Origin of the sequence: Brachybacterium phenoliresistens, from assembly GCF_000576425.1 — a bacterium.
Taxonomy (GTDB): Bacteria; Actinomycetota; Actinomycetes; order Actinomycetales; family Dermabacteraceae; genus Brachybacterium; species Brachybacterium phenoliresistens.
On the sequence record NZ_KK069988.1, the window covers coordinates 528,556 to 553,180 of the forward strand.

The window sequence follows — 24,625 nt, forward strand, 5'->3', positions numbered from 1 at the left end:
GTGGTGGTGGGTAGAGACTAGCGCTATGAAGGCGCCGCGGCGCACACATTACGCGCCTTTGGCCTGCTTCTTCGCGAAATCCGCGACCCCGGGCGCGTCACGCGCCGCCGACGGCCCCCTGCGCGGCCGTGTAGGCGGCGCGCAGCGCGCGCGCCCGGGAGCGCAGCGCCTCCACCTCGCCGCCCGCCGAGAGCAGCCCTCGGGAGAGGGACACGAGGACCTGCGACGACGCCGCGCCGAAGACCTCGGGGAGGTCCGCGGGGCCGGCGCCCTGCGCCCCGAAGCCGGGCACGAGCAGCGGTGCGCGGGTGGCGGCCAGGTCGATGCCCAGCTCGCGCACCGCCGCACCGACGGTCGCCCCGACCACCAGGCCGGCGCTCCCCCACGTCCCCGCGGGGGCCGCGGAGTTCTCCGCGCGCACGTGCTCCGCCATCGCCGCGGCGACGCTGAGCCCGGCCGCGTCGCGGGCGTGCTGGACCTCGTGGCCCTCCGGGTTCGAGGTCAGCGCCAGCACGAACACGCCCTTGCCCGCCCCGTGCACGTGCTCCAGGGCCGGGGCCAGGGAGCCGTAGCCCAGGTAGGGGCTGAGCGTGACCGCATCGGCCTCCAGGGAGCTGCCGGGACGCAGGTAGGCATCGGCGTAGGCGCCCATGGTGGAGCCGATGTCCCCGCGCTTGACGTCGAGGATCGTGAGCACGCCCCGCTCGCGGGCCGCGGCCAGGAGCTCCTCGAGCGCGGCCACGCCGGCCGAGCCGTGGCGCTCGAAGAAGGCGGACTGCGGCTTGATCGCCGCGACCTCGCCGGCCACGGCCTCGAGGGCGCGGCGGGAGAACTCGCGCACCCCCGCCGCGTCGTCGCTCAGGCCCCACGAGGCCAGCAGCGGTCCGTGCGGGTCGATGCCGGCGAGGATCGGCCCGTGCTCGCGGACGGACTGCTGGAGGCGGGCGCCGAAGGCGGTGCTCATGCGCCGGCTCCGGCCGGCTGCGCCGAGCGGCCGTCCTCGCGGGCCCGGGCGCGGGAGGCCTCCAGCCGGGCGACGTGCGCCTGCAGGCTGGTCACCGCGAAGGATCCCTCCGGCAGCGCCTCGATCGCCTGCACCGCCGCGTGGAACTCCTGCATCGTCGTGATGATCGGCACGTCCACGCTGGTCGCCGCCGCGCGGATGGCGTACCCGTCGGCCCGGGAGTTCGAGCCCGAGGGCGTGTTCAGCACCAGGGCCACCTGCCCGCCCTCGATCAGCTCGATGACGCTCCCCTGGGCCGAGTGCTCGGAGGCCTTGGGGATGGTGCGGCACGGGATCCCCGAGCGGCCCAGCACCTGGGCGGTGCCCTCGGTCGCGAGGATCTCGAAGCCCCGCGCGGCCAGGCGCGCCACCGGCAGCGCCAGGCCCCGCTTGTCGCGGTCGGCGACCGAGACGAAGACCGTGCCCGCGGTGGGCAGGCCCTGCCCGGCGATGGCGAGCTGGGACTTGGCGAAGGCCAGCGGGAAGGTCGCGTCCATGCCCATCACCTCGCCGGTCGAGCGCATCTCGGGGCCCAGCAGGGAGTCGACGGCGCGTCCCTCGCGGGTGCGGAACCGCTTGAAGGCGAGCACGGCCTCCTTCACGGCGATCGGGGCATCGGCCGGGAGGTCGGTGCCGTCGCCCTGCTCGGGCAGCGTGCCGCGGGTGCGCAGCTCGGCGATCGAGTCGCCGGCCATCACCAGGGCGGCGGCCTGGGCCAGCTGGACTCCGGTCGCCTTGGCGACGAAGGGGACGGTGCGCGAGGCGCGCGGGTTCGCCTCCAGGACGTACAGGATGTCCTGGGCCAGGGCGTACTGCACGTTGAGCAGGCCGCGCACGCCCACGCCCTCCGCGATCGCGAGGGTCGAGGCGCGGATGCGGTCGATCATCGCCCCGGAGAGCGTCACCGGCGGCAGGGTGCACGCCGAGTCGCCGGAGTGGATGCCGGCCTCCTCGATGTGCTCCATGATCCCGCCGATGTACAGCTCCTCGCCGTCGTACAGCGCGTCGACGTCGATCTCCACGGCGGTGTCCAGGAAGCGGTCGATGAGGATCGGCGCCTCCGCGCGGCCGCCGCCGGGGAGGTTGCGCCCCACGTAGTCCACCAGGCCGGCCTCGTCGTAGACGATCTCCATGCCGCGCCCGCCGAGGACGTAGCTGGGACGCACGAGCACCGGGTAGCCCACGCCCCGCGCGACCTCGACCGCGTCGGTCAGGCCCCAGGCCGTGCCGTAGGGCGGGGCGGGCAGATCGGCGGCGGCCAGGACGGAGCCGAAGGCGCCGCGGTCCTCGGCGGCGTCGATCGCCGAGGGGCTGGTGCCGATGATCGGCAGCCCGGCGGCCTCGAGGCGCCGTGCGAGGGACAGGGGGGTCTGCCCGCCCAGCTGGACGATCACACCGGCCACGGGGCCCGCGGCGAGCTCGGCCTCGTACACCTCGACGACGTCCTCGAAGGTGAGCGGCTCGAAGTAGAGGCGGTCGGCGATGTCGTAGTCCGTCGAGACGGTCTCCGGGTTGCAGTTGACCATGACGGTCTCGTAGCCGGGGCCGCCCTGCTCCTCGGGCAGGCCCAGCGCGATCGCGGCGTGCACGCAGGAGTAGTCGAACTCGATGCCCTGGCCGATGCGGTTGGGGCCGGAGCCGAGGATGAGGATCGCGGGCTTGGTGCGCGGCTCGACCTCGCTCTCCTGGTCGTAGGTCGAGTAGTGGTACGGCGTGCGGGAGGCGAACTCCGCCGCGCAGGTGTCGACGGTCTTGTAGACGGGGTTGACGCCGAGGGCCTCGCGCACGCCCTTGACGACGTCGTCGCCCATGCCGCGCAGCTGCCCGATCTGGACGTCGGAGAGGCCGTGGCGCTTGGCGACCTCGAGCAGGTCGCGGTCCAGGACGTCGGCGGTGCGGACCTGCTCGGCGATCTCCGCCACCAGCAGCATCTGGTCCAGGAACCAGCGGTCGATGGCGGTGGCCTCGTAGAGGCGCTCGATCGTCTCGGCCGGATCCACGATGCCCGCGGCGGCGGAGCGCAGGATCGCGGCGATCTGCACCAGGCGGTGGTCGGTGGGCGTGCGCACCAGGTCGAGCAGGTCGGTGACCTCGCCGGCGGCCGGGATCGGCGCCGAGTAGTCGACGACGGCGTGCTTGACGTCCAGGGACCGCTGCGCCTTGCCGAGGGCCTCGGTGAAGGAGCGGCCGATGGCCATCGCCTCGCCCACGCTCTTCATGGTGGTCGTCAGCGTCGGGTCGGCGCCCGGGAACTTCTCGAAGGCGAAGCGCGGGGTCTTGACCACGACGTAGTCGAGGGTCGGCTCGAAGCTCGCCGGGGTGGTGCCGGTGATGTCGTTGCGGATCTCGTCGAGCGTGTAGCCGATCGCGAGGCGGGCGGCGATCTTCGCGATCGGGAAGCCGGTCGCCTTGGAGGCGAGCGCCGAGGAGCGCGAGACGCGCGGGTTCATCTCGATGACGACGATGCGCCCGGTGTCGGGGTGGACGGCGAACTGCACGTTGCAGCCGCCGGTGTCCACGCCGACCTCGCGGATGATCCCGATGCCGAGGTCGCGCAGCTTCTGCAGCTCGACGTCGGTGAGGGTGAGGGCCGGGGCCACGGTCACCGAGTCGCCGGTGTGCACGCCGACGGCGTCGACGTTCTCGATCGAGCAGACGACCACGCAGTTGTCGTGGCGGTCGCGCATGAGCTCGAGCTCGAACTCCTTCCAGCCGAGGATCGACTCCTCGAGCAGGACCTCGGTGGTCGGCGAGTAGTGCAGGCCGTCCCCGCCGATGCGGCGCAGGTCCGCCTCGTCGTAGGCCATGCCGGAGCCCAGGCCGCCCATGGTGAAGCTGGGGCGCACGACCATCGGGTAGCCGAGGTCCTCGGCGGCGTCCAGCAGGTCCTCCATGGTGTGGCAGATCCGCGAGCGCGCGGACTCGCCGCCGACCCGCTCGACGACCTCCTTGAACAGCTGGCGGTCCTCGGCCTTGTGGATCGCGTCGATGCGCGCGCCGATCATCTCCACCCCGAACTCGGCGAGGATGCCGCGCTCCTCGAGGGCGATCGCGGCGTTCAGCGCGGTCTGCCCGCCCAGGGTCGGGAGGATCGCGTCGGGGCGCTCGATCTCGATGATGGAGCGGATGATGTCCGGGTCGATCGGCTCGACGTAGGTGGCATCGGCGATGTCCGGGTCGGTCATGATGGTCGCCGGGTTGGAGTTGACCAGGATGACCCGCAGGCCCTCCTCCCGCAGCACGCGGCAGGCCTGGGTGCCGGAGTAGTCGAACTCCGCGGCCTGGCCGATGACGATCGGGCCGGAGCCGATGACGAGGACGGACGAGATGTCGGGACGGCGGGGCATCAGGACTCCTTGCTGACGGCGGGATCGGAGCTGGCGGCACGGGTCGTGCGGGAGGAGCGCACGAGGTCCACGAGCCGATCGAAGAGGTACGAGGCGTCGTGCGGGCCGGACGCCGCCTCGGGGTGGTACTGGACGGAGTACGCGGGCAGGTCCAGGCAGCGGATGCCCTCCACGACGTCGTCGTTCAGGCCCACGTGGGAGACGACGACCCGGCCGTAGCGGCCCTCGCCGTGGGGGGCGGTGTGCTCGCCCTCGAGCGGCACGTCCACGGCGAAGCCGTGGTTCTGGGCGGTGATCTCGACGCGGCCGGTCTCGCGGTCCAGCACCGGCTGGTTGATGCCGCGGTGGCCGTACTTGAGCTTGTAGGTGCCGAAGCCGAGCGCCCGGCCCAGCAGCTGGTTGCCCAGGCAGATCCCGAAGAAGGGGATCCGGCGGTCCAGCACGCCGCGCAGCAGCTCGACCTGGTGGTCGGCGGTGGCGGGGTCGCCGGGCCCGTTGGAGAAGAACACCGCGTCCGGCTCGACGGCCAGCAGCTCCTCGAGGCTCGTGGTGGCCGGCAGCAGGTGCACGCGCAGGCCGCGGGCGGCCATGTGGCGCGGGGTGGCGCCCTTGATGCCGAGGTCCACGGCCGCGACGGTGCCCACGACCTCGCCCTCGGGCTCGATGACGACCGGCTGGGCGATGGTGACCTCCTCGAGGAAGCTCGAGCCGGCCATGGAGGGCTGCTCGCGCACCCGCTCGACGAGCTCGGCCTCGCTCGCGCCGGCGAGGGCGGAGCCGGAGAACACGCCGCCGCGCATCGAGCCCTGCTCGCGCAGGATGCGGGTGAGCATGCGGGTGTCGATGCCGCTGATGCCCACGACCTCGCTGGAGACCAGCAGCTCGTCCAGGCTCTGCTCGCTGCGCCAGTTGGAGGCGATGCGGCTGGCCTCGCGCACGGCGTACCCGCGCACCCAGATGCGGCGGGACTCCATGTCGGTGGCGTTGGCGCCGGTGTTGCCGATGTGCGGGGCCGTCTGCACGACGATCTGCCCGGCGTAGGAGGGGTCGGTGAGGGTCTCCTGGTAGCCGGTCATGCCGGTGGCGAAGACGACCTCCCCGAGACGGGCGCCGCGGGCTCCGTAGGCGCGCCCGCGCAGGACGGTGCCGTCCTCGAGGACGAGCAGCGCGGCCTCGGCGCGGTGACCGGTGTCGGTGCGGTGGGTGGTCATGGGGTCTCCTTCCGGGAGATCGGGGCGGAGGGATCGGGGAGGTCGGGGGCGGGGCGGAGCAGGCGCTCGTGGTCGTCGCGGGAGTCCAGGCGCAGGCCGGTGTCCAGGAGCGTCCCGCCCAGGCGCCAGCGCAGGACCAGCAGGGCGTCCCCGCCCATCCACTTGCCGACCATGCCCGGGGCGGTGGTCACGGCCTGGACCGCGGCGGCCGGCACGAGCAGGGACGGGGCGCCCTCCCGGTCGAGCCGCCAGCCGGCGCGGCCCTGGGCGTCCCTCCCCCGGCTCACCAGCACCCGGGAGCGGGCGCCGAGGCCGTGGGCGGTGACCCGCTCGAGATGCTGCTCGGCGAGGGTGGTGCTGACGTACACGCCGGGCGCCGGCGCCGGGTCCTCCGGCGAGGGCGTCCACGAGCCCGGATCGGGGGCGGGAGCCGGGGCCGGGAGGCCGGCGGCCAGCTGGCGCCGGGCGCGGCGCCGCCAGCCCAGCGCCATCAGCCCCAGCAGCAGCGCGAAGACGGCGAGCAGGACGAGGATCGGCGGGAGCTGGTCCACGCGTCTCAGTCCTCCTCGGCGGCCGGGAGCGGGCCCCGCTCGCCGGGGACGGGAGCGCCGGAGCGGTCCAGCACGAGCCCGTCTCGGACGGTGGGCCGGCCGCGCAGCAGGGTGAGCAGGTTGCGGCCGGGCAGCTCGCGCCCCCGGAACGGGGTGTTCGTGCTGCGGGAGGCGTGCGCCGCAGGATCGACCGCGGCGACCGGGCGCGGGTCCCAGACCAGGACGTTCGCCGCCTCGCCGACGGCCAGGGGCCGTCCCTGCGTGGTGTCCCGGGCGATCCGGGAGGGGGCCTCGGACAGCACCCGGGCCACGTCGCGCCAGCTCAGGCGGCCGGTCTCGACCATGGTGCGCTGGACGACCGGCAGGGCCGTCTCCAGTCCCGTCATGCCCATCGCGGCCTGGTCCCACTCGCGGTCCTTGGCATCGCGCGGATGCGGGGCGTGGTCGGTGGCGACGATGTCGATGGTGCCGTCGGCCAGCCCGGCGCGCACGGCCTCGACGTCCGCGGCGGTGCGCAGCGGCGGGTTCACCTTGTACGTCGCGTCGTAGCCGCGGACCAGCTCGTCCGTGAGCATCAGGTGGTGCGGGGTGACCTCGCAGGTGACGTCGACGCCGCGCTGCTTGGCCCAGCGGACGATCTCCACGCTGCCGGCGGTGGAGAGGTGGCACACGTGCAGGCGGCTGCCGACGTGCTCGGCCAGCAGCACGTCGCGGGCGATGATCGACTCCTCCGCGACGGCGGGCCATCCCGCCAGGCCCAGCTGGGCCGAGACGGCGCCCTCATGCATCTGCGCGCCCTCGGTCAGGCGCGGATCCTGGGCGTGCTGGGCGATCACGCCGTCGAAGGACTTCACGTACTCCAGGGCGCGGCGCATGAGCACCGGGTCGTGCACGCACTTGCCGTCGTCGCTGAACACGCGGACGCGGGCGCGGGAGCCGGCCATGGCGTCGAGCTCGGCCATGCGCTCCCCGCCCAGGCCCACGGTGACCGCGCCGATGGGGCGCACGTCGCAGTGACCGGCCTCCTCGCCGCGGCGCAGCACCTGCTCGACCACTCCCGCGGTGTCCGCGACCGGGGTCGTGTTGGCCATCGCGTGGACGGCGGTGAACCCGCCGCGGGCGGCGGCGCGGGTGCCGGTGTCGACGGTCTCGGCCTCCTCCCCGCCGGGCTCGCGCAGGTGGGTGTGCAGGTCCACCAGGCCGGGCAGGATCACGCAGCCGGCGGCGTCGATCACCTCGGCGCCCGCGGGCGCCTCGAGGCTCTCGCCCTCGGCGGAGATCGCGGCGATCGCGCCGTCCTGGATCAGGAGGTCCGCGGTCCGCTCCCCGTAGAGGGAGCCGCCGACGATGAGGATGGGGGCGGGTGCGGTGGTCATGAGGCGTCCTCCCGGGCGTTCGAGGCGAGCAGATGGTAGAGCACGGCCATGCGGACGCTGACGCCGTTGGCGACCTGCTCGACGATGACGCTGCGGGGGCCGTCGGCCACGGAGCCGGCGATCTCGAAGCCGCGGTTCATCGGCCCCGGATGCAGCACCAGGGCATGGTCGGGCAGTCGGGCGGCGCGGTCCTCGGACAGGCCGTAGCGGCGGGCGTACTCGCCCTCCGTGGGGAAGAAGCCGCCGCCGATCATCCGCTCGCGCTGCACGCGGAGCATCATCACGGCGTCCGGGCCCTGCGCGAGGGCGGCGTCGAGGTCGTAGCTGACCTCGCAGGGCCAGTCCCCCGAGGCGACCGGCAGCAGCGCGGGCGGGGCGACCAGGGTGACGCGGGCTCCCAGCAGCGACAGCAGCAGCACGTTGGAGCGCGCCACCCGGGAATGGAGGATGTCGCCGACGATCACGACGTGCAGGCCGTCCAGTCCCGCCGTCCCGGTGCGCCCGCCCAGATGGCGGCGCAGCGTGAACGCGTCGAGCATCGCCTGGGTGGGGTGCTCGTGGGTGCCGTCGCCCGCGTTGACGATGGGCTGGTCGATCCAGCCGGAGTGGGCCAGCAGGTGCGCGGCGCCGGAGGAGCTGGAGCGCACCACGACGGCATCGGCGCCCATGGCCTGGAGGGTCAGCGCCGTGTCCTTGAGGGACTCGCCCTTGGACAGGCTCGAGCCCTTCGCGGAGAAGTTGATGACATCGGCCGAGAGCCGCTTGGCCGCCGCCTCGAAGGAGATCCGGGTGCGGGTGGAGTCCTCCATGAAGAGGTTCACCACCGTGGTGCCGACCAGGGTGGGCAGCTTGCGGATCGAGCGGGACTGGGTGGCGGCCATCTGCTCGCTGGTGGCGAGGACGGACTCGGCCTCGGCCCGGCTCAGGTCGGCGATCGAGATGAAGTGCTTCATGCGCGGGTGCTCCCCTCGGTGCCGCGGGCGATGGTGACCTCGTCCACGCCGTCGGTCTCCCGCAGGCGGACCTGCACCCGCTCGCTGCGGGAGGTGGGCAGGTTCTTGCCGACGTGGTCGGCGCGGATCGGCAGCTCGCGGTGCCCGCGGTCCACCAGCACGGCCAGGCGCACCGCGGCAGGGCGGCCGATGCCGGACAGGGCGTCCAGGGCGGCGCGGATGGTGCGGCCGGAGTAGAGGACGTCGTCGACCAGGACCACCGTGCGGCCGTCGACCCCGCCGGGCGGGATGACGGTGGGGGCGGGCTGCCGGGTCGGCGACCGGCGCAGGTCGTCCCGGTGGAGGGTGATGTCCAGGGAGCCGGCCAGGTCGCGCAGGCGGTCGGCCGGGCGGCCCTCCGCCTCGAGGATCGTCGCGGCCAGCCGGTCGGCGAGCGGGACCCCGCGATGCGGGATGCCCAGCAGGACGAGGTCGTCGGCTCCGTGGCCGCCCTCGAGGATCTCATGGGCGATACGGGTCAGGGCGCGACGGATCTCGTCGCTCCCCAGCACTGCGGTGGTGTGGGCTGCGTCGTTCAACGCGGTCCTCCCTTCCACGCCTCACAGGACGTGCGGTTAAAGGTTGGAACGTTCCGGGTGATCCTACCGTCCGGCGCCCGGGCCGGACGGTCCGTCTCAGATGCGTCGGCCCGCGCCCCGGCCGAGCGGGATCGCCGAGCTGCTCAGCCGTATCGATCGCTGAGCTCCTCGGCACCGGCCTGCGCCGCCGCTCGTACCTCGCAGCAGCTCCGGCCGGAGCCATCGTCGCCTCAGCCGAGGAGCCCGCGGATGTCCGCGAGCCGCTGCAGCAGCCCGTTGACGAACCGCGGGGAGTCGTCCGTGGACAGCTCCGAGACGATCTTGGTGTATTCGCCGATGACGCCGCCGCGCTCCTCGGCCGGGGTCTCGAAGAGCACCTCGGCCGCGCCCAGGCGCAGGGTGGCGCGATCCACCGCGGGCATGCGGTGCAGCGGCCAGTCCCGCGAATGCGTGGACAGCTGCTCGTCGATCTCCTCGGCGTGACGCGCGTACAGGTGCACCAGGTCGCGGGACCGCGCCGGCAGCGGGGTCTGCGCCGCGGTGCGGCCCAGCCGCTGGGCGAGGACCTCGAGCACCGGCAGCTGGCGGGCATCGGCCTCGAACACCACGTCGATGGCACGGATCCGCTCGCGGGTGCGGCCGGAGAGGCGGTCGGTGCGCGCCGGCACGGTGCGCTCGAAGGCGATCTCCTCCCCCTCCGTCTCGCGGAACGGGAGGGGGAGGTCCGGCCCCTTGGGGGCGGGGCTCTCAGGGGTGCCGGTCACCTCAGGCGCGTCCGAGGTAGTCGCCGCTGCGGGTGTCGACCTTCACCTTGGTGCCCTGCTCGAGGAACAGCGGCACCTGGATCTCGCGGCCGGTCTCGAGGGTGGCGGGCTTGGTGCCGCCGGAGGAGCGGTCGCCCTGCAGGCCCGGCTCGGTGTGCGAGATCTCGAGCACGACGCTCGCAGGCAGCTCGACGTACAGCACGGTGCCCTCGTGGAAGGCGACCACGACGTCCTGGCCCTCGAGGAGGAAGTCGGCGGCATCGCCCACGACGTCGGCCGTGACGTTGGTCTGCTCCCAGGTGGTCGTGTCCATGAACACGAACAGGTCGCCGTCGAGGTAGGAGTACTGCATGTCGCGCTTGTCGACCGTGGCGGTCTCGACCTTGAGGCCGGCGTTGAAGGTCTTGTCGACGGTCTTGCCGGACAGGACGTTCTTCAGCTTGGTGCGCACGAAGGCCGGGCCCTTGCCGGGCTTGACGTGCTGGAACTCCACCACGCTCCAGAGCTGGCCCTCGAGGTTCAGCACCATTCCGTTCTTGAGGTCGTTCGTCGTCGCCATGTGTCTCCTCGGTGGCTCGTGTCCGCGCGGCGCGGCGGAGCGGCCTTGTGCGGTGGGGCGGGGTCGGTGCGCGGGAGCGCGCGGTCCACAGGATACTCGCCCGTCCGTCCGGGCGCCGTCCTAGCGGCCCGCCGCACGCCCGGACGTGAGGTCGATCATGGCGAGCAGGCGCTCGGCGAGCGGTCGCGCCGCGGTCTCCTCGTGCCAGCCGGCGGTCCGCAGCGCGCGCGAGACGGTCTGCTGGCGCACGCCGAGCTGCTCGGCGAGCTCGCTCTGGCGCGCTCCCGGGCGCTCGCGCGCGGCGGCGACGGCGCGGCGCTGGCCCGGCCCCCGCTCCCCGATGAGCCGGCCCACCAGACGCAGCACCGCCTCGGCGTCGCGGGCCGTCTCCTCGTGGCGGGGGTCCGCGGCGCGGACGCTGAGCGGCACGCCCGCGCTGCGGCGGGCGGAGTCCAGGGCGTCCAGCGCCGCGTGCAGGGCCGGGCCGCGCACCTCCCGGACGGAGGTGAGGACGCCGCGGGAGGGCGCCGTCGCGCCCAGGGAATCCGCGGGCCCCGGGGCGGCGCCGGCATGCGCCGCGGAGGCCTCCGCGCGGGCCGCGGGCTCCTCGGCGGCGCCGATGCCCAGGCCCATCGCCCAGTCCCCCAGCTCGCATCCGATGCGCAGCAGCGCGAGCGCCTCCTCGGCGCGCTCGGCCACGGCGACGGCCTGGTCCCCGACGGCGCGCTCCGCGGGGCGGCGCAGGCCCGCCGGCGCCAGGGCCTCGAGCAGCTCCGGGACGCGGTCGGGCGCTCCCCCGTGCGCGCGGGACCGCGCGACCGCGGTGCGACCGCGTCCGTGCAGGTCGAAGCAGAGGACGAACATGCCGCGACGCTAGCACGCAGCTCCCGGCGCTCAGGCCAGCTGGATGAGCTCCTCGTAGGTGTCGTTCCAGAGGTCCTCGACCGCATCGGGCATCACCAGCACGCGCTCGGGCGACAGGGCCCGCACCGCTCCCGGGTCGTGGGAGACCAGCACGACCGCGCCCTCGAAGTTCGCGAGCGCGCCCAGGATCTCCTGGCGGCTGGCGGGATCGAGGTTGTTGGTCGGCTCGTCCAGCAGCAGCACGTTCGCGCTCGAGACGACGAGGGTGGCCAGCGCCAGACGGGTCTTCTCGCCGCCGGAGAGCACCCTGGCGGGCTTGTGCACGTCGTCCCCGGTGAACAGGAAGGAGCCCAGGATCTTGCGGGCCTCGACCTCGGGCAGCTCGACCGCGGCGCTCATCATGTTCTCCAGCACGGTGCGATCGCCGTCCAGGGTCTCGTGCTCCTGGGCGTAGTAGCCGATGCGCAGGCCGTGCCCGGGCACGATGCCGCCGGTGTCCGAGTCGGACACCCCGGCGAGGATGCGCAGCAGGGTGGTCTTGCCCGCGCCGTTCAGGCCCAGGATCACGACCTTGCTGCCGCGGTCGATCGCGAGGTCGACCCCGGTGAAGATCTCCAGGCTGCCGTAGCTCTTGGAGAGGTCCTGGGCCATCAGCGGCGTCTTGCCGCAGGGAGCGGGCTTGGGGAAGCGCAGGCTGGCGACCTTGTCGGTGCGCCGCTCCTCCTCCACCCCGTCCATCATCCGCTCGGCCCGCTTGAGCATGTTCTGGGCGGCGACGGCCTTGGTCGCCTTCGCGCGCATCTTCTCGGCCTGCGCGGTGAGCGCCCCGGCCTTCTTCTCGGCGTTGGCGCGCTCGCGCCTGCGGCGCTTCTCGTCGTCCTCGCGCTGGCGCTGGTACAGCTTCCAGCCCATGTTGTACATGTCGATCACGCTGCGGTTGGCGTCGAGGTAGAACACCTTGTTGACGACCTGCTCGACCAGCTGCACGTCATGGCTGATCACGATCAGCCCGCCGCGGTAGGTCAGGAGGTACTCGCGCAGCCAGACGACGGAGTCCGCGTCGAGATGGTTGGTGGGCTCGTCCAGGATCATCGTGTCGGCCTGGGAGAACAGGATCCGCGCCAGCTCCACGCGACGGCGCTGGCCGCCGGAGAGCGTCCCCAGGCCCTGCTCCAGCAGGCGGTCGGGGATGCCCAGGTTCGCGGCCATGCGCTTGGCCTCGGCCTCGGCGGCATAGCCGCCGCGGGTCTCCAGCTCCGCGTCGATCCGCACGTAGCGGGCCATGGCCTTCTCGCGCTGGGCGTCGGTGATGGACATGTCGGCCATGTCCTCCTCCGCCCTGCGCAGGCGCACCAGCAGAGCGTCCAGCCCGCGGGCGGAGAGGATCCGGGAGATGACCTTCTCCTCGGCATCGCCGGTCTGGGTGTCCTGCGGCAGGTAGCCCAGCTCCCCGGAGATCTCGACGGAGCCGGAGCTCGGCTGCAGCGTGCCCGAGAGCACCTTGGTCAGCGTGGTCTTCCCGGCGCCGTTGCGCCCGACCAGCCCGATCCGGTCCCCCGCGGTGACCTGGAAGCTCACCTCGCTCATGAGCAGGCGGGCCCCGACGCGGATCTCGAGGTCATGGACGGTGATCACGGCGGGGATGCTCCTCGGGACAAGCGGATGGGCGGCCCGGCGGCAGGGCCTCGTCAAGCATACGGAGACCTCCCGCGAAGCGGCCACGCAATACCCGTGCCTGTGATGAGATGAATGCCCCGGGCCATGGGGCCCGGGATCAGCGCGGATCCCCACCTCGGATCCGCTCCCCCGCGATCCCCACCCGGGATCCCGACCCAGACCGGAGGATCGACCCCGATGCTCATCGGAGTGCCACGAGAGATCAAGAACCACGAGTACCGCGTCTCGCTCACCGCGGCGGGCGTGCACGAGCTGGTCATGGCCGGCCATGACGTCCTCGTCGAGCACGAGGCCGGCACCGGCGCCGGCGTCCCGGACGAGGCCTACCGTGCCGCCGGTGCGCGCATCGCGACCACCGCCGAGGAGGTGTGGGCCCGCGCCGAGATGATCGTGAAGGTCAAGGAGCCGCTGCCGGCGGAGTACGAGCGCATGCGCCCGGGCCAGATCCTGTTCACATACCTGCACCTCGCGGCCGATGCCGACCTCACCCGGGCGGTCCTCGACTCGGGGACCACCGCGATCGCCTACGAGACGGTGCAGCGGGCGGACCGCCAGCTGCCGCTGCTCGCGCCGATGAGCGCGATCGCCGGGCGCCTGGCCACGCAGGTCGCCGCCTACCACCTCATGAAGCCGCTCGGCGGGATGGGCCTGCTGATGGGCGGCGTCCCGGGGACCCGGGAGGCGAACGTCGTGGTCATCGGCGGCGGGGTCGTCGGCGAGCAGGCCGCTCTCATGGCCCGCGGCCTCCATGCCAACGTCACCGTGATGGACGTCGACCTCGCCCGTCTGAGCCAGATCGCCACGGTCCACGACGGCAACATCCTCACCCGCTACTCCACCCGCCTGGACGTGGCCGACCAGCTCGCGGGGGCCGACGTCGTCATCGGCTCGGTGCTGATCCCCGGCAAGCGGGCCCCCAAGCTCGTCACCGACGACATGGTCGCCGCCATGCGGCCCGGCGCCGTCCTGGTGGACGTCGCCATCGACCAGGGCGGCTGCTTCGAGGGGTCGCGGCCCACCACCCACGCCGAGCCGACCTACACCGTGCACGACACGACGTACTACTGCGTGGCCAACATGCCCGGCAGCGTGCCGGTCACGGCCACGGCCGCGCTCTCCAGCGCGACCCTCCCCTACGTCCTGCGCCTGGCCGGCAACGGCTGGCAGCAGGCCATGCGCGACGATCCGGCGCTCGCCCTGGGGCTCAACGCCCATGCCGGCTCGCTCACCCATGCCGGGGTCGGCGAGGCGCACGACATCGACACGATCCCCCTCGAGGAGGCCCTCGCCGGCTGAGCGCCGGCCGGCCCGGGAGCAGCGCGCGCCCGGCCTCTCGCCCGAGCATCCGCTCGTGCGCCGGCTCCGCCTCCCGCAACCGCGCCTGCGCTCGCGGTCCGCGGGCCGCGGAATGAAAAGTCACCCTGTATGCCAGATCAGAGGTCTGTACGGCATACAGGGTGACTGCGTCTCGGACGATCGCCGTTCGCCGCCGGTCGGTCCGCCCGCGGGCAGCGGTCCGGCCGAGCTCCCGCGGCCCCGCCCGACCCGGCACGGGTCGGAGGCGGGGATGAGGGGTCAGAGGTTGAAGCCGATGGCCCGCAGCTGCTCGCGGCCGTCCTCGGTGATCTTCTCCATGCCCCACGGCGGCATCCACACCCAGTTGATGCGGTGCGACTCGGTGATGGGATCCAGCACCGCGAAGGTCTGCTCCTCGAGCATCTCCGTCAGCGGGCAGGCCGCGGAGGTCAGGGTCATGTCGATCACGGCCTCGCCGTTCTCGACCGTGACCCCGTAGATCAGCCCGAGGTCCACGACGTTGATCCCCAGCTCGGGATCGATGACGTCCTTGAGGGCCTCGAGGACCTGCTCCTCGGTCACGTGGACCCCGGCGCTCTGCTCGGCGCTCTGATCGGTCATGGCATCTCCTCCCGGAGGCGGGACGACGTCAGTTCGCCGTCGTCAGGTAGCGGTCGTAGCCCTCGTTCTCGAGGCGCTCGGCGAGCTCGGGCCCGCCCTCCTCGGCGACCCGGCCGCCCACGAACACGTGGACGAAGTCGGGGGTGATGTAGTTGAGGATGCGCGTGTAGTGCGTGATGAGCATGATGCCGACCTCGGTGTTCTCCTTGGCGCGGTTCACGCCCTCGGAGACGATCCGCAGCGCGTCGACGTCGAGGCCGGAGTCGGTCTCGTCGAGGATCGCGATGGCGGGCTTGAGCAGCTCCATCTGGAGGATCTCGTGGCGCTTCTTCTCGCCGCCGGAGAAGCCCTCGTTGACGTTGCGCTCGGCGAAGGCCGGGTCCATGCGCAGGTTGTCCATGGCGCCCTTGACGTCCTTGACCCAGGTGCGCAGGGCGGGGGCCTGGCCGTCGACCGCGGTCTTGGCGGTGCGCAGGAAGTTCGAGACGCTCACGCCGGGGACCTCGACGGGGTACTGCATGGCCAGGAACAGGCCGGCGCGGGCGCGCTCGTCGACGCTCATCTCCAGCAGGTCCTCGCCGTCCAGCTGGACGCTGCCGCTGGTGATCTCGTACTTCGGGTGGCCGGCGATGGCGTAGGCCAGGGTGGACTTGCCCGAGCCGTTGGGGCCCATGATCGCGTGGGTCTCGCCGGAGCGGATGGTCAGGTTCACGCCCTTGAGGATCTCCTTGGTGCCCTCCGGCGTCTCGACGGTGGCGTGGAGGTCCTTGATCTCGAGGATCGACATGGTGCGGGTTCTCCTTCGGGGAGCTGTACGGATGTGTGGAAGGGGGTCACACCGGGATCGGCGCCGAGGTGTCGACGCTGATGGTGCCGGTGGAGGGGTCGATGCTCACCGCGTAGACGGCCACGGGGGCGGTGGCCGGCAGCTGCAGGGGGCGGCCGGTGGCGAGGTCGAACTGGCTGCCGTGCTTCCAGCATTCGAGGGTGCACCCCTCGACGTCGCCGTCGGACAGCGCGACGTCCTCGTGGGTGCAGCGGTCCTCGAGCGCGTGGACGCCGCCGTCCTCGTCCCGGGCGAGGGCGAGCTCGATCCCGCCGACCTCGACGGCCAGCACCTCGCCGGGTGCCAGGTCGTCGAGGTTCGCGACGGGATGCATCTCGGGCATGGTCAGTTCATGCTCCGGGCGAGCTCGGTCTCGATGGACGCGGTGAGGTGCTCGCGGATGTCGGGCACATCGATCTTCTGGATCAGCTCGGCGAAGAAGCCGCGCACCACCAGACGGCGGGCCTCGATCTCGGGGATCCCGCGGGCGCGGAGGTAGAACAGCTGCTCGTCGTCGAAGCGACCGGTGGCGGCGGCGTGGCCCGCGCCCTCGATCTCGCCCGTCTCGATCTCGAGGTTGGGGACGGAGTCGGCGCGGGCGCCCTCGGTGAGCACGAGGTTGCGGTTGACCTCGTAGGTCTCGGTGCCCTCGGCGACCTTGCGGATGAGCACGTCGCCCACCCAGACGCTGCGCGCGCCCTTGCCCTGGAGCGCGCCCTTGTAGGTCACGTTGGACGTGCACTTGGGGGCGGCGTGGTCCACGAAGAGACGGTGCTCGAGGTGCTGGCCGTCGTCGGCGAAGTACAGGCCGATCTGCTCGACCTCGCCGCCGGGGGCGGTGAAGCGCGAGGTCGCGTTCACGCGCACGGCCTTGCCGCCGAGGGTGACGACGATGTGCTTGAGGGTCGCGTCGCGGCCGATGCTCGCGACGTGGGTGGCCACGTGCACGGCGTCGTCGTCCCAGTCCTGCAGGGAGATGACGGTCATGCGGGAGTTCGCGCCGAGCACCATCTCGACGTTCTGGGCGTACCGCGCGGAGCCGGTGTGGTTGAGCACGAAGGTGGCGCTCGAGCTCTCCTCGGTCTCCAGCACGATCGCGCCGTGCGCGACGACGGAGGCGTCGTGCCCGCCGATCTCGACGACCGTGGGCTGGTCGACCTCGACGTTGCGCTGCGCCGTCAGGTGCAGGGCGTTCGCGGTCAGCTCGGCGGTGCGGGCGGCCACCAGGTCCTCGGGGACGAGCACGCTGTCGCGCGGTCCCTCGCCGGAGCCGAGCTGGCCCGCGCGCACGCCCTCGACCTCGTCGACGTCGTAGCTCAGGTGCTCCTCGGAGACCGTGGTCTCCTCGGCCTGGAACAGCGGCAGCAGGTCGCGCAGGGGGGCGAAGCGCCACTCCTCCTCGCGGCCGGTGGGGACCGGGTGCTGGGCGACGTCGAAGGAGGCATGGCGCGTGGCGCGCGACTCCTCGCCGGTGGCGGGGCCGAAGCTCAGGCCCTCGCTCTCGAGCTCGGCCTTCGAGTGATCCGTGGTCAGCGTCATCAGCCGACGGCTCCTTCCATCTGCAGTTCGATCAGTCGGTTGAGCTCGAGCGCATACTCCATGGGCAGCTCGCGCGCGATCGGCTCGATGAAGCCGCGCACGATCATCGCCATGGCCTCGGTCTCCTCCATGCCGCGGCTCATGAGGTAGAACAGCTGCTCCTCGGAGACCTTGGAGACGGTGGCCTCGTGGCCCATCTGGACGTCGTCGACGCGCACGTCGACGTACGGGTAGGTGTCGGTGCGGGACTTGGTGTCCACCAGCAGGGCGTCGCACAGCACTGTCGAGGCGGAGTGGTGCGCCCCGTTGTTGACCTGCACGAGGCCGCGGTAGGAGGAGCGGCCGCCGCCGCGGGAGACGGACTTCGAGACGATCGAGCTCGAGGTGTGGGGCGCCATGTGCACCATCTTCGAGCCGGTGTCCTGATGCTGGCCCTCGCCGGCGAAGGCGATGGACAGCGTCTCGCCGCGGGCGTGCTCGCCCTGCAGCCAGACCGCGGGGTACTTCATCGTCACCTTGGAGCCGATGTTCCCGTCGACCCACTCCATGGTGCCGCCGGCCTCGACGGTGGTGCGCTTGGTGACGAGGTTGTAGACGTTGTTCGACCAGTTCTGGATGGTCGTGTACCGCACGCGGGCGTTCTTCTTCACCACGATCTCGACGACCGCGGAGTGCAGCGAGTCCGACTGGTAGATCGGGGCGGTGCAGCCCTCGACGTAGTGGACGTAGGAGCCCTCGTCGGCGATGATCAGCGTCCGCTCGAACTGGCCCATGTTCTCGGTGTTGATCCGGAAGTAGGCCTGCAGCGGGATCTCCACGTGCACGCCCTTGGGGACGTAGACGAAGGAGCCGCCGGACCACACGGCGGTGTTCAGCGCGGCGAACTTGTTGTCGCCTGCGGGGATGACGGTGCCGAAGTACTCCTCGAAGAGCTCGGGGTGCTCCTTCAGACCGGTGTCGGTGTCCAGGAAGATGACGCCCTGGGCCTCGAGGTCCTCGCGGATCTGGTGGTAGACGACCTCGGACTCGTACTGGGCGGCGACGCCGGCGACCAGGCGCTGCTTCTCCGCCTCGGGGATGCCGAGCCGGTCGTAGGTCTCCTTGATCTCCGCGGGAAGCTCGTCCCACGTGGTCGCCTGCTTCTCGGTGGAGCGGACGAAGTACTTGATGTTGTCGAAGTCGATGCCGGAGAGGTCCGCGCCCCAGCTGGGCATGGGCTTCTTGTCGAAGAGCTTCAGGCCGCGCAGGCGGCGCTTGAGCATCCACTCGGGCTCGTTCTTGAGGCGGGAGATGTCGCGGACGACCTCCTCGCTGAGACCGCGGCGGGCCGAGGTCCCTGCCGCGTCCTCGTCGTGCCAGCCATAGGCGTAGGAGCCGATGGAGGAGATGATCTCCTCCTGGCTGAGCTGCTCGGGTGCGCTCGTCATGGTGTCCTTCCCTCCGTGAGCGGAATGTGTGTCGTGCAGGCGTGGGCGCCGCCTGCGAGGGTCGCGAGCCGCTGGACGGGGACCCCCAGCATCCGGGAGATCGCCCGGGTCTCCGCCTCGCACAGCTCGGGGTGCTCGGCGGCGATGTCCTTGATCGGGCAGTGGCCCTGGACGAGCTGCGCCGTTCTGAGCGTACGCGTGCCGCCGCCGGGCCGCGATCCCGCGACATGCAGCGGGACCGTGACGGGCCGGGCCGTGGTGGCGTAGCCCATCTCGGTCAGGAGCTCGGCCAGCATGTGCACGCGCTCGGCGGGGTCGACCGTGCGGCCGGACTCCTCGGCCCGATGGATCCGGGAGGCGAGCTCGCGGATCCACGGGCGCACGCGCGCCTCGCCCAGGCGGCCGATGGCCTCCGCTCCCCCGAGGGAGAGCAGCTCCTCCAGGGCGAGGAGGGCGACCTTGTCGTACTCGCTGCCCAGGGATTCGTGGGCGGCGGGAGCCAGGACGAACGCCTTCGAGGGGCGGCCGCGTCCGCGCTGGGTGGCGCGCAGCGCGTGCTCCTGGATGATGCCCTCGGACTCGAGCGCCGCGAGGTGGCGGCGCACGGCCGCGCTGGTGATGCAGAAGCGCTCGGCCAGGTCCTTGGCGGTGATGGGCCCATGCGCGGAGATCGCCTCGATGAGGCGGTCGCGGGTGTCCCGAGGATCGGACCCGGCGACCGCTCGGTCGTGCAGGTCCTCGCGGTCCAGCCGCGCATGCGGTGCGGACTCCACGATTCCACCTCCCTGTCCTCGCCGGGACGCGCGCCGGACGACGCGCGGCGGTCATGTCCTGCACGGGCGGAGCCGTGCCGGGACCTGCCGGCCACCTCGATTTTACAAGGGTCTCGTTGCTAAATGGCGATGCGGACCGAGGAACATGACGAGGGTCACCGGGGGTGCAGGTCAGGGGACATCGGCCCCGGAAATCGCCACCGGACGGGCCCGGCCCGCAGGACTCTTGTGGGTAGTTCGCTTTTCAACTACGGTGGCGGTATGAGCGAGACGCACGAGGACGACGCACCCCAGGATCACGACCAGAAGGGCAGCTACGTCACCGCCGGGTCCGAGTTCCGGCGCGACATGACCTACATCCCGGACCGCATCACCCGGGACGCGCGCGACGGCTGGCCCGTCGAGGCCGGGCGGTACCGCCTGATCGCCGCGCGCGCCTGCCCCTGGGCGAACCGCACCCTCATCGCCCGCCGCCTGCTCGGCCTCGAGGAGGCCATCAGCGTGGGCATGCCCGGCCCCACCCACGACAAGCGCTCCTGGACCTTCGACCTGGACGAGGGCGGCCGCGACCCCGTGCTGGGGTACGAGCGCCTGCAGGAGGCCTATTTCGCCCGCTTCCCCGACTACCCGCGCGGCATCACGGTCCCGGCGCTCGTGGACATCCCCACGCGCTCGGTGGTCACCAACGACTTCTCGCAGATCACCCTGGACCTCGCCACCGAATGGGCTCCCCTGCACCGCGAGGGCGCCCCGGACCTCTACCCCGAGGCGCTGCGCGCGGAGATCGACGAGCTCAACGACTGGATGCTGCACCGCGTCAACAACGGCGTCTACAAGGCGGGCTTCGCCGGCACGCAGGAGGCCTACGAGAGCGCCTACGGCGAGCTGTGGGACGCCCTCGACGTGCTCGAGGAGCGCCTCGCCGATCGCCGCTACCTGATGGGCCCCGCGATCACCGAGGCCGATGTGCGCCTGTTCCCCACCCTGGTGCGCTTCGACGCGGTCTACTACGCGCACTTCAAGGCGAACCGCCAGCCGCTGTTCACGATGCCGAACCTGTGGGGCTACCTCAAGGACCTGTTCCAGACCCCCGGGTTCGGGGACACGGTGGACTTCCGGCAGATCAAGGAGCACTACTACGTGGTGCAGACGGACATCAACCCCACCCAGGTGGTGCCCGTCGGCCCCTCCCTCGAGCGGTTCCTGGAGCCCCACGGCCGCGACGGCCTGCCCACCGACACCTGGGGGCCGGGCGGCACCGCTCCCCTGCCGCCGCTCGCGGCGGAGGTCGTCGACCCGGCGAACACGCCGCTGCACCTGACCGGACGCTGACCCGGGACCCCGTCCCGGCCCCCGGGCGCACCGCGGCTGTGGCGTCGGGTACGCCCGGGCCCGCTCGCAGCGGCCGGGCAGGAGCGACGGCCTACCATGGTCCCGCCATGGTCAACCAGCCCCCTGCCCTGCACGCCGAAGCGCTCACCAAGAGCTACGGCGCCGTCCGCGCCCTGGACGGGGTGTCCTTCACCGCGCAGCGCGGCGAGGTCACCGCGATCCTCGGCCCCAACGGAGCCGGGAAGTCCACCACCATCGCCTGCGCCACGGGGCTGATCGCCCCCGACGCGGGCACCCTCGAGGTCCTCGGCCAGGACCCGCACCGCGCCGACGCCGCCCACCGGGCGCGGGTGGGCGTGATGATCCAGGACGGCGGGCTCGCCTCCGGCGCCCGGGCCCTCCAGCTGCTGCGCTACGGCGCCGGGCTCTACCGGGCGCCGCGCGACGTCGACGAGCTCGCCGAGCGCCTGGGCATCGACGCCTTCGCCGGCACCCTCGTGCGGCGGCTCTCCGGCGGGCAGCGCCAGCGTCTGGCCCTCGCCCTCGCGATCGTCGGCCGGCCCGAGCTGGTCTTCCTCGACGAGCCCACCGCCGGGATGGACCCCGCGATCCGCCGCGAGGTCCGCACGCTCATCTCCCAGCTGGCGCAGGAGGGCACCGCCGTCGTCCTCACCACGCACCTCATGGACGACGTGGTGGGCCTCGCGGACCACGTGCTCGTGATCACCCGAGGGCGCGTCGTCGCCGGCGGGACGGTCGAGGAGGTCGTCGCGACCCACCAGAGCCGCCGCGGCACCCTCACGCTCCGCGCCACGGCCACCGGCGTCCCCGCCGCCGCGGCCCCGGCCCTGCGCGCCGACCTCGAGGCCGCCGCCGCCCGCCACGGCGTCGCCCTCGAGCTCAGCACCGGCGACGCGGCCGATCTCGAGGCCGTGCTGCTGGACGTCATGGACGAGTCCGGGCGCTCGACCGAGAACGAGGAGGCCCGATGACCACCCCCGCCGCCCCCGCGTCCCCCGCAGCATCCGCCGGCGCCCCCGGGCCCGCCGCGCCGCTCGCCCGCATCGCCCAGCACGCCCTGTTCGAGGCGCGGGGGCTGCTGAGCAACGGCGAGCAGCTCATGGTCGCGATCCTGCTGCCCGTCGGCATCCTCGTCGGGCTGGTGCTGCTGCCCATCGGCCGCACCGCCGGAGCCGCCCCCGTGGACACCGCCGTCGCCGCCACGGCCGCGACCGCGCTGGTCTCCACCTGCTTCACCTCCCAGGCGATCCAGACCGGCTTCGACCGGCGCGGCGGCGTGCTGCGCTGGGTGGCGACCACTCCCCTGGGACGCTCGGGCTATCTCGCCGGCAAGATCCTGGCCACGCTGATGGTGCACGCGGTGCAGGTGGTCGTGCTCGGAGCGGTCGCCCTCGCGCTGGGCTGGCGGCCCGAGGCGCTCGGCCTGCTCGCCGCGGTGCCGGTGTGGCTGGTGGGGACCGCGGCGTTCGGCTCCCTGGGTCTGCTGGTGGCCGGGACGCTGCGCACCGAGGCCGTGCTGGCCGTCTCCAACATCGTGTTCGTGCTGCTGGTGGCCGCCGGCGGCATCGCCGTCCCGGCGCAGTCGTACCCGCCGCTGCTGCGCGCCGTCGTCGAGCTGCTCCCCTCGAGCGCCCTGGGCGACCTGCTGCGCGCCTGCCTCGCCGGCGGGGAGGTCGCCGCGGGAGCGCTGGTGGTGCTCCCGCTGTGGGCCATCGCCGGCACGATGCTGGTGGTCCGCTCCTTCCGCTGGACCTCCGTCTGAGCCCCGGGGTGTGAGACGCGCGGCGCGGGGCCGCCCGCGACGAGGACTCCCCCAGGTGCGCTGAATACAATCGCCGGCATGACCCCCTCCTCCCCGGCGGAGCGATCCCGCCACGACGCCGACCGCGACGACGACGGGACCGTCGAGGTCGTCGGCGGGATCAGCACCCTCGCCGATCCGCGACGCCCCCGCCCGGGCGCCGCCGCGCGGGCCCGCCTCGCCGCGATCGTCTTCTGGGGGAACCTGGTCTGCCAGATCGGCATCATCGTCACCGGCGGCGTGGTGCGCCTGACCGGCAGCGGCCTGGGCTGCTCGACCTGGCCCAACTGCGAGCCCGGATCCTTCACCCCCGAGCTCACGCTCGAGGCCGGCATCCACCCCTTCATCGAGTTCGGCAACCGCACCCTGACCGGCGTGGTCAGCGTGTTCGCGATCGCCCTGCTGCTGGTCTCCTTCCTGTGGCTGCGCCACAAGGGCGGCGGCTTCCTGCTGCTGGCGGCCCTGCCCCTGATCGGCACCGGCATCCAGGCTCTCCTCGGCGCGATCGTGGTGTGGCTGCACCTCCACCCCGGCGCCGTGAGCCCCCACTTCCTCGTCTCCCCGGTCCTGGTGGCGATCTCCGCCGTGCTGGTGGTGCGCCTCTACGGCGGGGACGGAGCGCGCCGGCCGCGCGTCCCGGCGGCGCTGCGCTGGATGTTCGCGGCGATGGCCGCCCTGGGCTTCGCCGTGCTGGTGCTGGGCACCCTCGTCACCGGCTCCGGACCGCACTCGGGCGATGCGGAGTACCCGGCCCGGCTGCCCTTCGACCCGCGCACCATCTCCTGGCTGCATGCGGACTCCGTGATGCTGTTCTGCGGCCTGCTGGTCGGGCTGCTCATCTCGCTGTACCTGGTGCGCAGCGCCCGGCCGGCCCGCCGCGCCGCGTGGGGGCTGGTGGGCGTGACGCTGCTGCAGGCGGCCATCGGCTACACCCAGTACTTCACGGGCCTTCCCGAGGTCCTGGTGGGCATGCACCTGCTGGGCGCCGCCCTGTTCGCGGCCGCGATCGCCTGGTGCGGGGCCGCCCTGTTCACCTGGTCGCCCGACGAGGCCGCCGATCCCGCCGACATTCCCGCCGCCTCGACCGAGGGGACCCGATGAGCCTGCCCCGTCGCCGCCGCGCCGCCGAGCGCGAGCTGCCCACCCTCGAGCAGGCCCGGCCGGCCGGCGAGTTCGTCGCGCACGTGCTGTCCTCCCTGCGCCGCACCGTCGGCGTGGGCGACAACCTGCTCGACATCGACGCCGAGGTCCATCGGATGATCCGTGAGGCCGGCGCCACGAGCTGCTACCTCGACTACCACCCGCGGTTCGGCGCCTACCCCTTCGGGAAGGTCGTGTGCACCTCGGTGAACGAGGGCGTGCTCCACGGCCGGCCGTACGATCGCGACCTGGCCGACGGCGACCTCGTCTCCTTCGACCTCGCCGTCTCCCTCGAGGGCTGGGTCGCGGACTCCTCGCTCTCGGTGATCGTCGGCACGCCGCGGGAGGAGGACCTGCAGCTCATCCGCGACACCGAGGCGGTCATGTGGGCCGGCATCGACCAGGTCCGCGCCGGGGCACGGGTGGGCGACATCGGCGCCGCCGTCGAGGCGCGGGCCCACGAGCTCGGTTACACCATCAACCACACCTTCGGCGGGCACGGGGTGGGCCGCACGATGCACGAGGCCCCCTTCATCCCCAACCACGGCACCCCCGGCTCCGGCGCCGAGCTGGAGGAGGGCATGCTCGTGACGGTCGAGCCGTTCCTCATGCCCACCACCTCGCAGATGGTCACCGACGAGCGGGACGGATGGACGGTGCTGTCCGCCGACGGCTCCCGCGGCGCGCACGCCGAGCACACCCTGCAGGTGACCACGGGAGCACCGGAGATCCTCACCGCCCGCGCGGACGACCCCTCGCCCCGCTCCTCCGTCGCCGGCTGAGACCGCTCCGCCCGGCACCCCGCGACGCGAGGAGGTGCCCCGGAAGGTGCGCCCACGACTTGCCTACCTGGTCGTCGGCGCGGCGCACGTCTGGTGTCAGAACTCTTGCTCAAGACGCTCGCCGAGCCCGAACCGCCCTCGCGTCACTCTGAGAGTCGATTTCTGCAATCATCTGAAGCCTTCG

At 72.7% G+C, this 24,625-nt stretch carries 23 protein-coding genes; 6 read left to right on the plus strand and 17 right to left on the minus strand.

Features of this window, described 5'->3' with window-relative positions:
- Nucleotides 1–97: 97 nt before the first annotated feature.
- From pyrF to BF93_RS02485, 11 genes are all read right to left on the minus strand, one after another.
- Nucleotides 98–964, minus strand: a complete 867-nt coding sequence (pyrF, locus tag BF93_RS02435; protein WP_038370296.1) for an orotidine-5'-phosphate decarboxylase — start codon at nt 962–964, stop codon at nt 98–100.
- Entirely contained in the window at nt 961–4,350 is a 3,390-nt protein-coding gene (carB, locus tag BF93_RS02440; RefSeq protein ID WP_038370297.1) for a carbamoyl-phosphate synthase large subunit, read from the minus strand. The genes pyrF and carB overlap by 4 nt, the downstream gene beginning before the upstream one ends.
- Nucleotides 4,350–5,561: a glutamine-hydrolyzing carbamoyl-phosphate synthase small subunit gene (gene carA, locus BF93_RS02445; protein ID WP_038370298.1), complete on the minus strand. Its 1,212-nt coding sequence runs from the start codon at nt 5,559–5,561 to the stop codon at nt 4,350–4,352. The genes carB and carA overlap by 1 nt, the downstream gene beginning before the upstream one ends.
- On the minus strand, nt 5,558–6,112 hold the full coding sequence (locus tag BF93_RS02450; protein WP_051486424.1) for a PH-like domain-containing protein: 555 nt from the start codon (nt 6,110–6,112) through the stop codon (nt 5,558–5,560). Before BF93_RS02450 ends, carA begins: the two co-directional genes overlap by 4 nt.
- A 5-nt stretch (nt 6,113–6,117) precedes the next feature.
- A complete protein-coding gene (locus BF93_RS02455) occupies nt 6,118–7,488 on the minus strand; it encodes a dihydroorotase (protein WP_051486425.1) in 1,371 nt (456 codons plus the stop codon).
- Nucleotides 7,485–8,441: an aspartate carbamoyltransferase catalytic subunit gene (locus BF93_RS02460; protein WP_038370299.1), complete on the minus strand. Its 957-nt coding sequence runs from the start codon at nt 8,439–8,441 to the stop codon at nt 7,485–7,487. The genes BF93_RS02455 and BF93_RS02460 overlap by 4 nt, the downstream gene beginning before the upstream one ends.
- Nucleotides 8,438–9,019, minus strand: coding sequence for a bifunctional pyr operon transcriptional regulator/uracil phosphoribosyltransferase PyrR (gene pyrR, locus BF93_RS02465; protein WP_038370300.1), 582 nt, complete (start codon nt 9,017–9,019; stop codon nt 8,438–8,440). Before pyrR ends, BF93_RS02460 begins: the two co-directional genes overlap by 4 nt.
- A 230-nt stretch (nt 9,020–9,249) precedes the next feature.
- On the minus strand, nt 9,250–9,783 hold the full coding sequence (locus tag BF93_RS02470; protein WP_038370301.1) for a transcription antitermination protein NusB: 534 nt from the start codon (nt 9,781–9,783) through the stop codon (nt 9,250–9,252).
- Between the two features lies 1 nt (nt 9,784).
- Nucleotides 9,785–10,342 carry an elongation factor P gene (gene efp, locus BF93_RS02475; RefSeq protein WP_038370302.1) on the minus strand — a complete coding sequence of 186 codons (558 nt, stop codon included), beginning with the start codon at nt 10,340–10,342 and terminating at the stop codon, nt 9,785–9,787.
- A gap of 120 nt (nt 10,343–10,462) precedes the next feature.
- Nucleotides 10,463–11,206: a hypothetical protein gene (locus BF93_RS02480; protein WP_038370303.1), complete on the minus strand. Its 744-nt coding sequence runs from the start codon at nt 11,204–11,206 to the stop codon at nt 10,463–10,465.
- Nucleotides 11,207–11,236: 30 nt separating this feature from the next.
- Nucleotides 11,237–12,841: an ABC-F family ATP-binding cassette domain-containing protein gene (locus BF93_RS02485; protein WP_038370304.1), complete on the minus strand. Its 1,605-nt coding sequence runs from the start codon at nt 12,839–12,841 to the stop codon at nt 11,237–11,239.
- 219 nt (nt 12,842–13,060) lie between these two features.
- Here BF93_RS02485 and ald point away from each other — a divergent pair, with 219 nt between their 5' ends.
- Entirely contained in the window at nt 13,061–14,179 is a 1,119-nt protein-coding gene (gene ald, locus BF93_RS02490; protein ID WP_038370305.1) for an alanine dehydrogenase, read from the plus strand.
- A gap of 279 nt (nt 14,180–14,458) precedes the next feature.
- Here the strand turns inward: ald and BF93_RS02495 are convergent, their stop codons facing one another.
- From BF93_RS02495 to BF93_RS02520, 6 genes are read right to left on the minus strand one after another with little or no spacing between them, the layout of a single operon-like run.
- Nucleotides 14,459–14,800 carry a metal-sulfur cluster assembly factor gene (locus BF93_RS02495; protein WP_038370306.1) on the minus strand — a complete coding sequence of 114 codons (342 nt, stop codon included), beginning with the start codon at nt 14,798–14,800 and terminating at the stop codon, nt 14,459–14,461.
- A 28-nt stretch (nt 14,801–14,828) separates the two neighbouring features.
- The gene (gene sufC, locus BF93_RS02500) at nt 14,829–15,587 is read right to left on the minus strand and encodes a Fe-S cluster assembly ATPase SufC (protein ID WP_038370307.1); all 759 of its coding nucleotides are present in this window, start codon (nt 15,585–15,587) and stop codon (nt 14,829–14,831) included.
- 46 nt (nt 15,588–15,633) lie between these two features.
- Complete coding sequence (locus tag BF93_RS02505; RefSeq protein ID WP_038370308.1) at nt 15,634–15,969, minus strand: non-heme iron oxygenase ferredoxin subunit; 336 nt, start codon at nt 15,967–15,969, stop codon at nt 15,634–15,636.
- A 2-nt stretch (nt 15,970–15,971) separates the two neighbouring features.
- Nucleotides 15,972–17,165 (minus strand): Fe-S cluster assembly protein SufD, encoded by a 1,194-nt coding sequence (sufD, locus tag BF93_RS02510; RefSeq protein WP_038370309.1) that lies wholly within the window; start codon nt 17,163–17,165, stop codon nt 15,972–15,974.
- Nucleotides 17,165–18,592: a Fe-S cluster assembly protein SufB gene (gene sufB / locus BF93_RS02515; RefSeq protein ID WP_038370310.1), complete on the minus strand. Its 1,428-nt coding sequence runs from the start codon at nt 18,590–18,592 to the stop codon at nt 17,165–17,167. The genes sufD and sufB overlap by 1 nt, the downstream gene beginning before the upstream one ends.
- Nucleotides 18,589–19,365, minus strand: coding sequence for a helix-turn-helix transcriptional regulator (locus BF93_RS02520; protein WP_232226156.1), 777 nt, complete (start codon nt 19,363–19,365; stop codon nt 18,589–18,591). Before BF93_RS02520 ends, sufB begins: the two co-directional genes overlap by 4 nt.
- Before the next feature lie 261 nt (nt 19,366–19,626).
- On the opposite strand from BF93_RS02520, the gene BF93_RS02525 reads away from it, so the two are divergent.
- From BF93_RS02525 to map, 5 genes are all read left to right on the plus strand, one after another.
- Nucleotides 19,627–20,697 (plus strand): glutathione S-transferase family protein, encoded by a 1,071-nt coding sequence (locus BF93_RS02525; protein ID WP_038370311.1) that lies wholly within the window; start codon nt 19,627–19,629, stop codon nt 20,695–20,697.
- Nucleotides 20,698–20,804: 107 nt separating this feature from the next.
- Entirely contained in the window at nt 20,805–21,689 is an 885-nt protein-coding gene (locus BF93_RS02530; protein WP_038370312.1) for an ABC transporter ATP-binding protein, read from the plus strand.
- Nucleotides 21,686–22,480, plus strand: a complete 795-nt coding sequence (locus BF93_RS02535; RefSeq protein WP_038370313.1) for an ABC transporter permease — start codon at nt 21,686–21,688, stop codon at nt 22,478–22,480. The genes BF93_RS02530 and BF93_RS02535 overlap by 4 nt, the downstream gene beginning before the upstream one ends.
- A gap of 78 nt (nt 22,481–22,558) precedes the next feature.
- Nucleotides 22,559–23,620, plus strand: a complete 1,062-nt coding sequence (locus BF93_RS20175) for a COX15/CtaA family protein (RefSeq protein WP_156954012.1) — start codon at nt 22,559–22,561, stop codon at nt 23,618–23,620.
- Nucleotides 23,617–24,441 carry a type I methionyl aminopeptidase gene (map, locus tag BF93_RS02545; protein ID WP_038370314.1) on the plus strand — a complete coding sequence of 275 codons (825 nt, stop codon included), beginning with the start codon at nt 23,617–23,619 and terminating at the stop codon, nt 24,439–24,441. The genes BF93_RS20175 and map overlap by 4 nt, the downstream gene beginning before the upstream one ends.
- Nucleotides 24,442–24,625: the final 184 nt, after the last annotated feature.